Source organism: Pontibacter aquaedesilientis, from assembly GCF_014773225.1.
Classification (GTDB): Bacteria; Bacteroidota; Bacteroidia; order Cytophagales; family Hymenobacteraceae; genus Pontibacter; species Pontibacter aquaedesilientis.
Genome location: NZ_JACXAJ010000009.1, coordinates 26,719 through 41,211, shown reverse-complemented (window position 1 = coordinate 41,211; position 14,493 = coordinate 26,719). Strand labels below are relative to the sequence as shown.

Annotated in this window: 11 protein-coding genes; 6 read left to right on the top strand and 5 right to left on the bottom strand. The window is 49.9% G+C overall.

Translation table 11 applies throughout. From position 1 onward, the window contains the following. Positions 1 to 75 precede the first annotated feature (75 nt). The 5 genes from nth to H9Q13_RS15260 all read right to left on the bottom strand — a co-directional run bounded on the left by nth (position 76) and on the right by H9Q13_RS15260 (position 3,514). Positions 76 to 759 (bottom strand): endonuclease III, encoded by a 684-nt coding sequence (nth, locus tag H9Q13_RS15280; protein WP_191184676.1) that lies wholly within the window; start codon positions 757 to 759, stop codon positions 76 to 78. A gap of 223 nt (positions 760 to 982) precedes the next feature. Then, a complete protein-coding gene (locus H9Q13_RS15275; protein ID WP_191184675.1) occupies positions 983 to 1,585 on the bottom strand; it encodes an RNA polymerase sigma factor in 603 nt (200 codons plus the stop codon). A 380-nt stretch (positions 1,586 to 1,965) separates the two neighbouring features. Continuing rightward, a complete protein-coding gene (locus H9Q13_RS15270; protein ID WP_191184674.1) occupies positions 1,966 to 2,355 on the bottom strand; it encodes a group III truncated hemoglobin in 390 nt (129 codons plus the stop codon). Positions 2,356 to 2,638: 283 nt separating this feature from the next. Further along, positions 2,639 to 2,968: a hypothetical protein gene (locus H9Q13_RS15265; protein ID WP_191184673.1), complete on the bottom strand. Its 330-nt coding sequence runs from the start codon at positions 2,966 to 2,968 to the stop codon at positions 2,639 to 2,641. 420 nt (positions 2,969 to 3,388) lie between these two features. After that, complete coding sequence (locus H9Q13_RS15260; RefSeq protein WP_191184672.1) at positions 3,389 to 3,514, bottom strand: 30S ribosomal protein THX; 126 nt, start codon at positions 3,512 to 3,514, stop codon at positions 3,389 to 3,391. Between the two features lie 314 nt (positions 3,515 to 3,828). Between H9Q13_RS15260 and uvrA the strand changes: the two genes are divergently transcribed. The 6 genes from uvrA to plsY all read left to right on the top strand — a co-directional run bounded on the left by uvrA (position 3,829) and on the right by plsY (position 14,488). Continuing rightward, the gene (uvrA, locus tag H9Q13_RS15255) at positions 3,829 to 6,636 is read left to right on the top strand and encodes an excinuclease ABC subunit UvrA (RefSeq protein WP_191184671.1); all 2,808 of its coding nucleotides are present in this window, start codon (positions 3,829 to 3,831) and stop codon (positions 6,634 to 6,636) included. 179 nt (positions 6,637 to 6,815) lie between these two features. Continuing rightward, positions 6,816 to 7,577 carry a triose-phosphate isomerase gene (tpiA, locus tag H9Q13_RS15250; protein ID WP_191184670.1) on the top strand — a complete coding sequence of 254 codons (762 nt, stop codon included), beginning with the start codon at positions 6,816 to 6,818 and terminating at the stop codon, positions 7,575 to 7,577. Between the two features lie 93 nt (positions 7,578 to 7,670). Further along, entirely contained in the window at positions 7,671 to 8,042 is a 372-nt protein-coding gene (locus tag H9Q13_RS15245) for a hypothetical protein (RefSeq protein WP_191184669.1), read from the top strand. A 9-nt stretch (positions 8,043 to 8,051) separates the two neighbouring features. Further along, positions 8,052 to 8,882 (top strand): 50S ribosomal protein L11 methyltransferase, encoded by an 831-nt coding sequence (gene prmA / locus H9Q13_RS15240; RefSeq protein ID WP_191184668.1) that lies wholly within the window; start codon positions 8,052 to 8,054, stop codon positions 8,880 to 8,882. A gap of 21 nt (positions 8,883 to 8,903) precedes the next feature. Next, the gene (locus H9Q13_RS15235) at positions 8,904 to 13,679 is read left to right on the top strand and encodes a hypothetical protein (RefSeq protein WP_191184667.1); all 4,776 of its coding nucleotides are present in this window, start codon (positions 8,904 to 8,906) and stop codon (positions 13,677 to 13,679) included. 164 nt (positions 13,680 to 13,843) lie between these two features. After that, entirely contained in the window at positions 13,844 to 14,488 is a 645-nt protein-coding gene (gene plsY / locus H9Q13_RS15230; RefSeq protein WP_191184666.1) for a glycerol-3-phosphate 1-O-acyltransferase PlsY, read from the top strand. The last annotated feature ends 5 nt before the right edge of the window (positions 14,489 to 14,493 follow it).

Sequence of the window (14,493 nt, the reverse complement as noted above, 5' to 3'; positions counted from 1 at the left end):
GGCAGTTAATTGCAAAAATCCCATAGTTACAGCGAAGGCAGACCCAATGGTCTGCCTTCGCTGTTTTTATTCGTGCTATGCACCACCCACTTTATTTTCTGGGTCATCCGGTATATTGGGATAGTTTTTCTGAAAGAACTGGCAGAAGTCCGTGAGGGGGCATTCCTCACACTTGGGCCGGCGGGCCAGGCAAATGTACCGGCCGTGCAGGATAAGCCAGTGGTGCGCTTTGGCGATAAGCTCTTGCGGAAGATTGGCCACAAGCTCTTTTTCAACCTCGAGCGGTGTTTTGGCAGTTTTCGAAACCAACCCCAATCGCTTGCTCACCCTGAACACATGGGTATCCACAGCCATGGCCGGGGCATTCCAGATCACCGACACAATCACATTGGCCGTTTTGCGGCCTACGCCAGGCAATTTTACCAACTCCTCGACCGTGCTGGGCACTTCAGATCCGAATTGCTCTACCAGCATGCGGCCCAATCCAGCTAGGTGTTTGGCTTTGTTGTTGGGGTAGGAGATGCTCTTGATGTAAGGCAGTATCTCATCGGAGCTCGCTGCTGCCAGATGCTCAGGCGTGGGGAAAGCCTCAAATAAGGCGGGGGTAACCATGTTCACTCGCTTATCGGTGCACTGGGCACTCAGCACGACGGCCAATATCAGTTCGTAGGGGTTGGTATAGGCCAACTCCGTTTCAGGCTCCGGGAAATTTTGGGTAAAGTATTCTACCAGGTGCCTGTAGCGTTCTTTCTTGCGCATAAAAAAAGTTTGCAGTCTTTACGACTGCAAACTTAAGCTTTTTGAATAATTTAATATGTTATTAACAGACCGCTGGCTGGGACTTTTAGCCGCACCATCGAGCATCCTTTGGATTTGCATGAGATCAGAGCAGCTTTCTGCCAACTCATGGTCTTGCATAAACGCTGCTTCCAGTTGCTTGCGGGCGGGGTCTGCCAACTCATTGTACACATACTGGATCAGCTCATTCTGAGTAGAGGTTTTTATCATAAGCAAACGTGCTATTTAGCATCTTTTTTCTTAGGTTGATTAATGCGTAGCGCATACGACCCAAAGCTGTATTGATGCTCACACCAGTTGCTTCTGCTATCTCCTGGAAACTCATGTCAGCGTAATGGCGCATCATGAGCACTTCCCGCTGCGCCTGAGGCAGCGTCTGGATCAGTTCGCGTAGTCGGGCATGCGTGTCCTCTTTGATCTGCTGTGACTCAGCGGAGTCTTCAGCAAACGACAAAGCATTGAACACATTACTGCCGTCTTCCAGGGTGATCATCGGGCTTCTTTTCTCTTTACGGAAAAAGTCGATTGCCAGGTTATGTGCAATGCGGCATATCCAGGAAGAGAACTTGCCCTCTTCGTTATACCTGCCGCCCTTCATGGTATGGATCGCCTTTATAAAGGTGTCCTGCATTAGATCCTCAGCGGTATACGTGTCTTTTACAATCAGTAAGATCGTAGTGAATACTTTGTTCTTGTGTCTGTTTACTAGCTGTTCAAACGCATTTTCGTTACCTGCGATATAGAGCGTGACCAAAGCGGAGTCGCTCAGCTGGGTAGTTGTATTCATCGTAAAGCTACATTAGTTTAACGTAGAGCTTTATATCATATTGTTGCGTTTAGCTGTAAGAACAAATAATTTTTAGAAGTGTAAATCAAATATAGGGAAAGCATTTTGACTGTGCAAGGCCAGATGTCTCTCCAGAAGAAAAAAATATTAAAAGAACTATGTTTAGCCGTAAATTACTGTTCTCTAATATACGGCAGTAAAGTATAAGTGTATATGCTCTAAGTTAAATTTAGTTTTCCACATATACCGAAGCTTCCATTCCAAATCAGACAAGCGTTTTTGATGATTTGAGCCCTTTGCGATAAGGGTCTTGAAGAAACGGAAACGGGCGGTATGGCAGGCAACCCTATCGCCCGTTTCCGTTTTATTGCATGACTGCTTTAATCTGTCAGTTTGTTGCCTATGGTGCCAATCAGGCCCATTTTCATCTGAAATATCTGGGCAATACTGGAGGCCTTCTGCTTTAGCTCCTGTGTTTTTTGCCCTTCAAAAAGTTCGTCGGCCGTCTGCGTAAACAACTCTACCCAGCGGGCAAAGTGCTGACGGTTGATGGGTAGGCGCATGTGTTTCGGGAATGGCTGGCCTTTGTAGGCCATCGTCCCGAAAAGCACCGAACTCCAAAAGCTGTACATGACAGGCAAATGGTGCTCCCAGTTAACCTGCGCAAATCCATTGAAGATCGGCCCCAAAAGCTCATCGTCGTTCACTTTGCCGTAAAATGTGTCTACCAGCAGTTTAATGTCCTGCTCCCCTGTTATATCTCCCTTCATTTAAACGTCACGTTTTTTGGGTTGCACCAATCACGATGTGCCATAGGCTGAACTTACGCCGACCATATAGCGATGGTCTTGCAAAGATAGCTTTATAAATGCCTGAGGGAAACGATATTGGTTATTTTGCCTCTGGCTGGCTTATTAAGGTATAGCGTTGCGCAAGGTCAATGCTCAGGTATAGCCGGAAAGCAAACGGTTGCAAATAAGGCATAAAAAATCCTTCGTTAAAGCGGGGGCTCTTCACGAAGGATGGTTTTGAATTGATTAGTAAAGTCTCAGTCTATTCTCTGCTATACCTTTTCAGGCGGTTCAGGATCAGGAGCAGGCGACGGTTGATCTCGCGTTCTTCCACGGGCTTGCACTGCGCCGTTATGTCGCATGGCTTCTTCAGCTTTGCTTCTACAGCTTTCAGGTGCTCCAGGTAGCACTCAATAGTGGTACAGGAGATGGTTTGCAGGGAGCTGTCAGAAGCGACGCTGGAATTTAGGTTGATAGCCTTGAGGATCTCTGTGTTGATCAGTTTGGTTACACCAGAGCTGGAGGTGATTTCCTGCTGGTACACCTTCTTCTCGATGTTCTCCAATAATTTTCGGATGTCCAGTTGTTCCATATTTATAAAATTTTTTAAATTAATAATCAATAAAGAAAGTGTTTCCATGTCGGGGTTACGGTCCCGACCTGTATTTGTTAACCGATAAATGATTTGTTAACAGAACGATAAAATTACAATGGCCGCTTCAATAGTGTTTTCCGACCTGGATTGGTGGCTATTGAGGGCTCGTACTTGAAGCGGGTTATTGGCTGAGGGAAGTTAACCGCTCCCTAAAAAATTATACTTCTAACGCGGAAGAAGTGTTGCAGTCTAGCGCGCTAAAATTTAATAAAATCATATTTAATTGATAATCAGTTGACTGCAGTTGATTGGCGAGGTAAAATACTGAAGGGGATACAAGTTAAAAAGCGAAGGCCTATACCTTGCATCGAATCAGGCAAGGTATAGACCGATCTTAAAAGATTAATCGCTTGTGTTCTACTTGGCAGCGGCTTCTTTTTTGGCTGCAGTCGCCTTTGGTTTATTGGCTTTGCGGGGACGCGTGTTGCCATAAGTGCCCTTTACGATCTTTCCTTTTTTAGACTTTTTATCTCCTTTACCCATACAATTGGTTTTTAAATGGTTTCTGATAGCAAACCATACATACGCAAGCAACTCAAAGCGGTTTGCTATACCTGGCTTCTGGCATGCGCCGCTCTATACCTGCACAAGGGAGATAAAAGCTAAACCTTTTCAGGCGGATTGCTGTTTCAAAAAGATGCCGTGGCCCTTTGGTGCCTTTCTGGCTCCTGTCCTTCCGAAGACTGACAAACCCTTCGATATGAGAACAGGTATTTGTATCTTTACAACTTATATAATAGCAAGTTTAGGTATCTGGCGCTTGCTCCTGTCAGCCTGCCGCCCATACTGCTGTCTCTATGGCAAACACATCCGACAATAATCTCGACACACTCGATCCGCGCCAGCACATCATCATAAAGGGAGCGCGGGTGCATAACCTCAAAAACCTGAGCGTGGCCCTGCCGCGTAATAAGTTCATCGTGGTCACGGGCCTTTCGGGTTCCGGTAAGTCTTCGCTGGCTTTCGACACTTTGTATGCCGAAGGGCAGCGCATGTATGTGGAAAGCCTGAGCTCCTATGCCCGTCAGTTCCTGGGGCGTATGGATAAGCCCGACGTGGATTATATCAGAGGTATAAGCCCGGCTATTGCCATTGAGCAGAAGGTCAGCATTAAGAACAACCGCTCTACGGTAGGTACCAGCACCGAAATCTACGATTACCTGAAACTGCTCTACGCCCGCATAGGCAAAACCTACTCCCCTGTTTCCGGAGAGGTGGTGCAGAAGGACAGCGTAGCCGATGTGGTGGACTTTATTTTCTCGTTGGAAGACGAAGCCCGCGTCATGATTCTGGCGCCATTGCAGCAGCACAAAGAAAGGACTTTGGTCAAGGAACTGGATTTGCTTCTGCAAAAAGGCTATTCCAGAATATACGCCAACGATCAGGTATACTTCATTGAGGAGTTGCTCGAAGAGAAAAAGCCCAAGCTCGGCAAAGAGGTATACATTCTGGTAGACCGTGCTGTCATTTATAAAACCGACGAAGACCTGCAGTTCCGTATTGCCGACTCGGTTCAGACTGCTTTCTTTGAAGGCCACGGTGAGTGTCGTGTGAAGTATGGCGATGGCGAGGAGCGTGTGTTCTCTGACCGGTTTGAGCTGGATGGGATAGTGTTCGAAGAGCCATCGGTTAATTTCTTCAGCTTTAACAACCCCTATGGAGCCTGCCAGACCTGCGAAGGTTTTGGGAGTGTGCTGGGTATAGACCCGGATCTGGTTATACCTGACAAGAGCCTGACCGTGTATGAAGGAGCCATTGCGCCTTGGCGATCTGATAAAATGAGCGAGTGGCTGCAGCCGTTGGTGAAGAACGGCATTCGCTTCGATTTTCCGATTCACCGGCCTTACAACGAGTTGAGCGAAAAAGAGCAGGAACTGCTTTGGACTGGTAATAAGTATTTCGAGGGGCTCAACGACTTCTTTAAGCACCTGCAGGCACAGACGCACAAAATACAGTATCGTGTCATGCTGTCGCGCTACCGAGGCCGCACCACCTGCCCCGATTGCAAAGGCTCGCGCCTGCGCAAGGACGCTGGCTATGTCAAGGTCAATGGGAAGAGCATAACCGATCTGGTGCTCATGCCGATCACGCAGGTGCTCCCTTTTTTCAGGGATATCGACCTGTCCCAGCACGACCTCAATGTGGCCGATCGCCTGGTAACCGAAGTGTCCAACCGGTTGGGCTACCTCGAGCGGGTAGGTCTGGGCTACCTCACACTTAACCGCCTTTCCAATACCCTGTCGGGTGGAGAGAGCCAGCGTATCAACCTGGCTACTTCACTGGGCAGTGCGCTGGTGGGTTCCATGTATATTCTGGACGAACCAAGTATCGGCCTGCACCCCAAGGACTCGGAGCAACTAATTGGGGTGTTGCGCTCACTCCAGGCCTTAGGCAACACCGTGATTGTGGTGGAGCACGAGGAAGAAATGATGCGTGCCGCTGACCAACTGATCGACATCGGTCCTGAGGCTGGTTCGGGAGGCGGTAACCTAATGTTTCAGGGAAGCTTTGAAGAACTCGCTGAAAAAGGAGACACCTATACCGCCAAGTATTTGAGCGGCCGCATGGAGGTGCCGGTGCCTGCCCAGCGACGCAAGTGGCGCAATGCCATTGAGATACAGGGTGCCCGCGAAAACAACCTCAAAAACCTGAGCGTGAAAGTGCCGCTGGGCGTGATGACGGTGGTAACAGGTGTGAGTGGCTCCGGGAAATCTACCCTGATCAAAAAGATATTGGCCCCGGCGATGCAAAAGCTGCATGGCGCTTCCTCGGAGGCAACCGGTAAGTTCGACAAACTGGCTGGCGACTACAACAAGATCCGGCATGTGGAGTTTGTGGATCAGAACCCGATCGGTAAGTCCTCGCGTTCCAACCCGGTGACCTACGTGAAGGCCTACGACGCTATCCGTGCGCTATATGCAGACCAGCCATTGGCCAAGTCGCGAGGGTTCAAACCGTCGCACTTCTCGTTCAACATCGAGGGAGGCCGATGCGAGGTATGCCAGGGCGAAGGCCAGGTAAAGATCGAGATGCAGTTTATGGCCGACATATACCTGACCTGTGAGAGTTGCAACGGGCAGCGTTTCAAGCAGGATGTGCTCGATATCAAGTACAAGGAGAAGAGCATTTCTGAAGTGCTGGATATGACTATCGCCGACAGCATCGACTTCTTCGCTGACCAGTCTAAGATCATCGATAAACTGAAGCCGCTCTATGATGTGGGCTTAGGGTATATCCGTTTGGGGCAGTCGAGCAACACTTTGTCGGGAGGCGAAGCGCAGCGCGTGAAGCTGGCGTCTTTCCTGACCAAAGGGGCACAACCGCATCAGGAAGATATTCTATTCATCTTTGACGAGCCGAGCACCGGCCTGCACTTCCACGACATCAGCAAACTGCTCACGTCCATCAATGCGCTCATCGAGAATGGCAACACCGTGGTTATCATCGAACATAACATGGATATCGTGAAGTGTGCCGATTGGATCATAGACCTCGGGCCGGAAGGCGGTACCAACGGTGGGCATCTGTTGTTTGAGGGCACGCCGGAGGAAATGGCAAAGCTGGAGGATAATCATACCGCCCGGTTTTTGAAGGAGAGGTTATAGGGCCAGGGTTTACCTGAGAAAAACAGAAAGCCGTTGCAAGTATACCTGCAGCGGCTTTTTGTTTTCCACTTGTCTCTCCTGAAAACAAGAATGGGAGGTATACCATATTTTGCTAACTTGCCGTAAAGCAGCACAAGACTGTTAGATCAAAGTATACCATCATCAACAAAACATAAAACATGAGAAAACAAATTGTTGCAGGCAACTGGAAAATGAACAAGACCTACGAGGAGGCGCTTTCGCTGGTATCGGAGATCGACAACATGGTGAAGGACGAGGTGAACAGCCAGGTGACCGTGATCGTGGCCCCTCCGTTTCCGTTCCTGCAAAGCGTGGGCAAACTGACGCAAGGCAACGACCTGATGCATCTGGCGGCCCAAAACATGAGTGAGCACGAAAGCGGCGCTTATACCGGTGAAGTGTCGGCCAGCATGCTCAAGTCGGTTGGGGTGCAGTACGTGATCATTGGCCATAGCGAGCGCCGCATGTACCACCACGAAGATGCCCAAACGCTTTACAAGAAACTGAAAGCCGCCATTGCGCAAGGTATAACGCCGATCTTCTGCTGCGGGGAGCCGTTGGAAGAGCGTGACGCCGACCGCCACTTCGACTATGTGGGCAAGCAGCTGCACGACAGCCTGTCCTATCTGAGCAATGAGGAGTTCGACCAGGTGGTGGTAGCTTACGAGCCGATTTGGGCAATTGGCACCGGCCGCACGGCCAGCAGCCAGCAAGCCCAGGAAATGCACGCATACATTCGGGAGCAGCTTTCGCGCATGTTCGATGCTGAGGCAGCTTTCAATACGTCTATCCTGTATGGCGGTAGCTGCAACCCCGGCAATGCACGCGAATTGTTCTCGCAGGCAGATGTAGATGGAGGTCTGATCGGGGGTGCTTCCCTTAAGTCGCGCGACTTTACAGACATCATCAAATCATTTTAGATATTAGCTAACACAAGAAAAAAGGCTGCCAACACCAGATGTTGGCAGCCTTTTTTGTTGAAGATATAGTTATATTTGGCTAAATTATAGCTTATGATTCTTTTAATAACCTTATGGTTTGCTCTTTTGCCACACTTGGCAGAACCGCAACCGGCGGCGGCTATACCTGTAACTGCCGTTAATAAAGATATTTGCCGCATCTACGGCTCCGTATACCTGGAGCGTGACCCAAGGTATAAGAACACGGCTTCCTATACCGTATACCTGGGCGATGAAGAAGCTTTTGCCTCGATGGTGGTTTACCGTGAGAGCAACAAGCTGTTTGCCGACGGCACGGCGATCTGGCATATCACCAACAAGAAAGCCTTTGCCGACCACGTGCTCTTCGTGACCGATAACCGAAATTTTGCTGATTTTACTGTTCATTTTACTGCTGTGCGCTCCTATGCAGCGTGCCGCCCCTAATACAATACCATGGATTTTATAAAAGTAGCCCTAAAAGCAAGCCCTGAGTTTACCGACATCCTGACCGCTGAGATGGGAGAGCTGGGGTTCGACGCATTTGAAGATACACCCGAAGGTTTTAACGCCTACATTGACGAGAACAGATTCAGTCAGGAGCAGCTGGACGATATGCTGGCCCGCTATGCTGACTTGGCGCAGGTGGAGTACCAGGTGCAGAAAATAGAGCGTCAGAACTGGAACGAGGAGTGGGAGCGAAACTTTGAGCCGCTCTTTATTGCCGATCAGGTATCTGTAAGGGCTTCGTTTCACGAGAAACCTGCCAACGCCAGGTATGACATCGTGATCAACCCGAAAATGTCGTTCGGCACCGGCCACCACGAAACCACCACGCTCATGATCGAAAACCAGCTGACACTTGACCACCAGGGCAAGCGCGTGCTGGACATGGGCTGCGGCACCGGTATACTGGCCATCATGGCCGGCGAATTGGGCGCTTCTGAGATCGTGGCTGTCGAAATTGAAGACTGGACCGTGGAGAATGCCCGCGAGAATGCAGAACTCAATAACTACGCGAGCATAGACGTGCGATTGGGTGGGGCTGAGACGATTGAGGGTGATCAGCCTTATGACATTATTCTGGCTAATATCAATCGCAACGTGCTGCTGGAGGATATGCCAGCCTATGTAGCTGTACTTAAACCCGGCGGTACGCTCTTGCTGAGTGGATTCTATACCGAAGACCTGCCGGCGCTGCAGGAAAGGGCAACCGAACTTGGCCTGGCTTATGTGTCGCATCGCACGAAGAACAACTGGGTTTCTGCCATTTTCAAGTATAGCTAACTGTTAATCTTATCCCGACCTATGAAATATAAACTTCTACCCTTATTTTTTTTCTTGGCTGTGTTTGCCGCGCAGGCCCAAACTAAAGTCTCGACTGACCCGGCCCAGTATGTGGCGGACGCTAAAAACCTGCTGATAGCAGGCAAGGCGACCAATGCAGAGCAACTTGGCACCGATCTGGAGGCTATCTGGAATAACGGAAGTCTTACTGCCAAGCAGAAACAGCAGGTTGTGGACATTTCGCAGCGCATGTACCGCAAAAAACTGCGGGCCAATCCACACTTCGAGAACTTCTATGAGATGCTGATCGGTGCCTTTAACCACCAGCGCCTGCGCAGTAACCAGATCGATGACATGCTGGAAGTGGTCGACAAAGTCATGCAGCATGAGGAAGGGGCCAACCTGGATCGTTTTCTGAGCACCAGCAGCCGCTACCTGACATCAGGAGTACTTTATCAGAACAAACAGTACACTCTGCGAACATCGGGAGGCAATCTGAGCTTCGCCTATGAGGGCAAGGCCCCTCAGAAGGAAAAAGAAAAAGGGAAAGAAGGCAGCGAGTGGGACAATTTTTCGTGGGACGACGAGGTGGCAGGCAGCAGTGAGGAAACAGTAGTTGACGGCTGGGGTACGGTTACGGCGGCTCCAAAGAAAATCGATCCTAAAGCAGCTGAGAAGAAGCGCCGGGAGGACTTCAAAAAGATGTTTGTGCCTGCACAGCCTAAAGTGTCGGGGCCGGTGCTCAAGCTCGATAACGCCAACCTGACTTTTGCGACCATATACGATTCGACCACTATCACAAAAACCAGCGGGCAGCTTATGCTGGCCAATAACCTGTTTGTGGGGGAAGGCGGCTCTTTTGCCTGGGTGGCAGACGGCAAACCGGTTTCAGCAGATTTCAGAGCGTATAATTTCGATATTACGGCAGCGGCTTTTAAGGTGCCCGATGCTACCATCACCTACAACGCCGTGCTGGATTCCCCTATCGAGGGCATCTTTGAGTTCAGAAGCACCAAGGCCGGCAAAAATGGCGAGAAGTCATACCCAAGATTCGCGTCCTTCACCAACGATGCCAAGGTAAAGAGCCTGGGCAAAAACATAGCCTACACCGGCGGCTTCACGCTGGCCGGCGATGTCGTGGGAAGTAAGCCGCTGGACGGCAGCGTGTCGTCACTGGCAGTTTTGGAAAACGGACAGAAGAAATTCCGCTCCATGGCGCACAATTACAATCTGAGCGACTCCATCATCTCGGCAAACAGGGCGTATGTGGCCATCTACCAGAATCAGCGCAAAGACTCCCTGACACACCCTGCCATGCAGTTGCATTACTCCAAGTCAGGTAAAGAGCTCATATTGACAAAAGATAAAGGCGTTTACAGCAAGACACCTTTCTACGACAGTTATCATAAGTTTGAAATTGCAGCGGAGCGCCTGGCTTGGGAGCTGGAATCCCCATTTGTGAACTTCTCCATCCTGAATACCAAGACACTTATACCTGTGCAACTGGAGTCTGCGCATTATTATTCCAATATCCGGTATCAGCAACTGGTGGGTGTGGCCAGTTTTCATCCGCTGCAAGTGCTTGTGTCGCATGCCGCCAAGGCAAAAACCAGTCAGTTTTATGCTGCGGATGTTGCCAAGGCATCCAGGATAAACGAATCTGCCATACGCGAAGCGGCGCTTAACCTGGCGCGCGAAGGCTATCTGGAATATGACGGACAATCGCATTTCATATCGCTCAAGCCCAAAGCCTGGCACTATGTAGGCTCGGCGCAAAAGCTGAGTGACTACGATCATATCATCATCAAATCAGTGGTGCCATCGGGCCGCAACGCAACCCTGAACCTGAGCAACAACCGACTGACTGTTCGTGGGGTGGATAGGGTCGCCTTTAACAACGACTCGTCCACAGTATATGCCTTGCCTGACAGTAACGTGGTGCACCTGCTTGATAACCGCAACATGGAGTTTGGGGGAAGGATCTATGCCGGTCGCCTGAATTTCCGGGGCTCTCAGTTCAAGTTCAACTACCAGGAGTTTATGATTGACATGCAAAAGCTGGATACTGTGGCTTTTGTGACGAAGAAGCGTCGTACAGTTGACGGTAAGGAAGCATTGGAGCAGGTAATGACCAGCCGCTCCGGCAAAATGTCCGGCAAACTGTACATCAACAAGCCGAATAACAAGTCCGGGAGGCAGTATTTCTCGGATTATCCGAAGTTCGATTCGCCGATGGGTGGGCAGGTAGCTTTTAGCCGGCCAGACGTATTGGCCGGGGCTTACGATAGCACCGTGTATTTCGAGATACCTTCTTATAAATTGGACAGCTTGAGCAGGGGCAAAGGAAGCATAGGTTTTTCCGGTGTGTTCCATTCGGGGGGCATCTTCCCGCCTATCAAAACCAAGCTCACCATGATGCCCGACGAAACGCTGGGCTTCTACTATCAGCCTGGACCGAACGGACTGAAGGCCTTTGGCGGCAAAGGCATTGCATACGACACCATTATGATGAGTGCAGCAGGTATACAGAGCAAGGGCACGCTCAAGTACCTTACCTCAACATTCGAAGCGCCTGAGTTTACCTACTTGCTTGACCGTGTGATCACCGATTCGGGAACCAACGCCAAGATTGAGCCGGGCGGTGGTGCGGCAGATTTTCCAACGGCCTCCTTCAGCAAGTACAAGATGAACTGGATGGCCAAGCAGGACACCATGTATGTGTTCACTGAGGACGAACCCATGAAGCTGTACAAAGACGGGTACAGATTTAAAGGTACGGCCAAAATTTCGCCTGGCGGCTTGTATGCCGATGGCGAACTGGATAATGAAGTAGCCAATATTGTATCGGATAAACTGCTGTTTAAGAGCAAGAGCTTCTCCGGAAACCATGCGCAGATGATCGTGAAGTCGGATGTGGAAGGCAGGCCCGCTATGAAAGCGCAGGATATGGCGATCAACTATGACCTGACCCAGAGCTTTGTGGAGTTTGGCAGTGAGCAAAAGGGCGCTGCGAGTATAGAATTTCCAAAAGCGCAGTACAAAACCTCTATGAGTCGTGCCCGATGGGACATGAAAGGGCAAAAGGTTAGCCTGTCGGCTGATGGTAACGGTGGCAAAAACTACTTCTACTCCCAGCACCCGGGGCAGCAGGGCCTGCACTTCAGTGCGGCCACTGGTGAGTATGACCTGAAGAGCAGTTCCATTCTGGCAGGAGGCGTTCCTTATATTCCGGTCGGTGATGTGCACGTTATACCTCACGATGGAAAGGTAGCGGTAGAGTCTGACGCAACCATCAAGACCCTGCGCAATGCCCGGGTAATGGCTGACTCGGTGAAGCACTTCCATAAACTTCACTCCGGCAACATCGATGTGTTGTCCCGCAATGCGTTCAGTGGTGTGGCGGTTCGCAATTATCAGAACGCGGCTGCCGATTCCTTTAAACTCCAATTCACTGATTTTGCCTTTAAAGAGCATGAAATCCGGAAGAAAGAGAAAGTAAACACGACCTATGCCCTGGCGCAGGTGAAAGAAGACGATAATTTCTACATCTTCCCGAAAATCAGGTATAGAGGCGACGTGAAAATGTACTCTTACAAACCGTACATGGACTTCAGCGGCGACCTGAAGCTTAACTTCACCGGCAACGACGCAGACTCGGACTGGTTTCCATTCAAGCGTGATTCCCTGAATCCGGACAATGTGCGTATCCCGATTCTAAAGCAGAAGGCATCCAATGGTAGCCAACTGTATACTGGTCTGCATTTATCAAGAGGCACCCTGAAGCCCTATAATACTTTTGTGTCTAAGAAGCAGTATGACGACGACCTGGATATTTTTGTGGTGGATGGAGACCTGTCTTATGACAAACAACTCAGTGAATTTAAGCTTGTGAATAAGGCTCGCTCCGCAGCCGACTCGTACGAGGGAAGTGAACTCAGGTATAACGAAGGCACGAAAACGGTGCATTTTGAAGGCAAGCTTAACCTGGTAAGTCCGTTGAAGAACTTCAATATTGAGTCTGCCGGCAGCGGTATCGCCAAAGTTGACAGTGGTCGTTATGACATAAACGCTTTGATGGCCTTCGATATGACCATGCCGACTCCTGTGATAGTGGCGCTGGGGAAAAAGCTTGCCGAGACAGCCTACAGGGACGGCAGCGAGCAGAACCGCGACGAGGAGATGCTGTTCAAACTGGGTGGCCTTGTTGGGAACAATGACGTGCGAAAATACAGAGATCAGGGAGGGGCACTCACATTTCCTAAACTCTCCAATAAACTAGTGCGCAGCTTGGTGTTCAGTAACGTGGACCTGAGATGGTCCAATGAAAAGAACGCCTGGTATAGCGTTGGGAAACTGAGCCTGGCGAACGTGATGAAAGAAGAGGTAGGCGCCAATATTGATGGGTTTATGGAGATCCGTCAGGACTCGAACGGCGAGCCAGTGGTAGGCCTTTACCTGCAGCCTGACCAGTATAACTGGGTATACCTGCAGTATATGGAGAATGGCTTGGTGCTCATTTCATCTGACCCTGACCTGAACAAAACGATCCGTTCCAAGGCGAGTGGGGGCCGTGGCTCTTCCCGCAAGTATGCGTTATACATGGGCGAAGACATTGACAAGAACCGCTTCGTGGATCAGTTCCGCCATGATTACCTGAAAGGCAAAGACTCTTTTAAAATGGCCGCGCCAAGTATAGCTGATCAGGGTGGCTTTAACTTTGCAGAGGAGGAGGAAGATACAAAGAAGAAAAAGAAGAAGAAAAAGGGTAAAGGACAAGAGGAAGAAGAGTGGCAATAACCACAATTAATCGTCCTGCCGTATATGGAAAGGTGCCCTGATTTTGGATATTAAATTAACAAGTGCCTATATTTGGGTTCTTTTCCAATAAAAAAACGCCGGTGAAGCTGCACTTAATTTGGATGTGTGTGGTTATCGCTAAACTAAATACTGACACCTGGGTCATGAACATGCTTTTGATTGCCGTACTTTTTATCGTTGCTTACCTGATTGGTTCTATCTCGACGGCTGTCTGGATAGGGAAGGCTTACTATGGGATGGACATCCGCCAGCACGGCAGCGGTAACTCCGGAGCCACCAACACGTTTCGGGTGCTCGGCAAAAAGCCTGGAACCATTGTCATGCTTATTGATATTTTCAAAGGATGGGCAGCTACCTCGCTGGCGGCTCTGCTCGTGATCTTCCATGCAGTGCCAGCCGATGACTTGATCATTTATAAATTGGTAATGGGTGCCTTGGCCGTAGTGGGGCATATTTTTCCGGTATACGAGCGCTTTAAAGGCGGCAAAGGCGTGGCCACGCTGCTGGGCATGATGCTGGCCATTCACTTGGAGGTGGCCCTCATGTGCATGGTGATCTTTGTGATTGTGCTGTTTACCTCACGCTATGTGTCGCTGGGTTCTATGATTGCCGCACTTGCGTTCCCTATACTGCTGCTGCTGCCACGTTTCCATCCTGACAATCCCATCCTGATTGTGTTTGGCTTTGTGCTGTTTGCTGTGGTGGCGCTCACGCACCGCAAGAACATCAACCGTCTGCTACACGGCGAGGAAAGCAAAGCCAACATTAAGCTGGGTATCCGGAAATAGGTATA

Bases quoted from the DNA above. Each gene is read 5' to 3' on its own strand.
- nth (WP_191184676.1), bottom strand. From the start codon at position 759: ATGCGCAAGAAAGAACGCTACAGGCACCTGGTAGAATACTTTACCCAA.
- H9Q13_RS15275 (WP_191184675.1), bottom strand. From the start codon at position 1,585: ATGAATACAACTACCCAGCTGAGCGACTCCGCTTTGGTCACGCTCTAT.
- H9Q13_RS15270 (WP_191184674.1), bottom strand. From the start codon at position 2,355: ATGAAGGGAGATATAACAGGGGAGCAGGACATTAAACTGCTGGTAGAC.
- H9Q13_RS15265 (WP_191184673.1), bottom strand. From the start codon at position 2,968: ATGGAACAACTGGACATCCGAAAATTATTGGAGAACATCGAGAAGAAG.
- H9Q13_RS15260 (WP_191184672.1), bottom strand. From the start codon at position 3,514: ATGGGTAAAGGAGATAAAAAGTCTAAAAAAGGAAAGATCGTAAAGGGC.
- uvrA (WP_191184671.1), top strand. From the start codon at position 3,829: ATGGCAAACACATCCGACAATAATCTCGACACACTCGATCCGCGCCAG.
- tpiA (WP_191184670.1), top strand. From the start codon at position 6,816: ATGAGAAAACAAATTGTTGCAGGCAACTGGAAAATGAACAAGACCTAC.
- H9Q13_RS15245 (WP_191184669.1), top strand. From the start codon at position 7,671: ATGATTCTTTTAATAACCTTATGGTTTGCTCTTTTGCCACACTTGGCA.
- prmA (WP_191184668.1), top strand. From the start codon at position 8,052: ATGGATTTTATAAAAGTAGCCCTAAAAGCAAGCCCTGAGTTTACCGAC.
- H9Q13_RS15235 (WP_191184667.1), top strand. From the start codon at position 8,904: ATGAAATATAAACTTCTACCCTTATTTTTTTTCTTGGCTGTGTTTGCC.
- plsY (WP_191184666.1), top strand. From the start codon at position 13,844: ATGAACATGCTTTTGATTGCCGTACTTTTTATCGTTGCTTACCTGATT.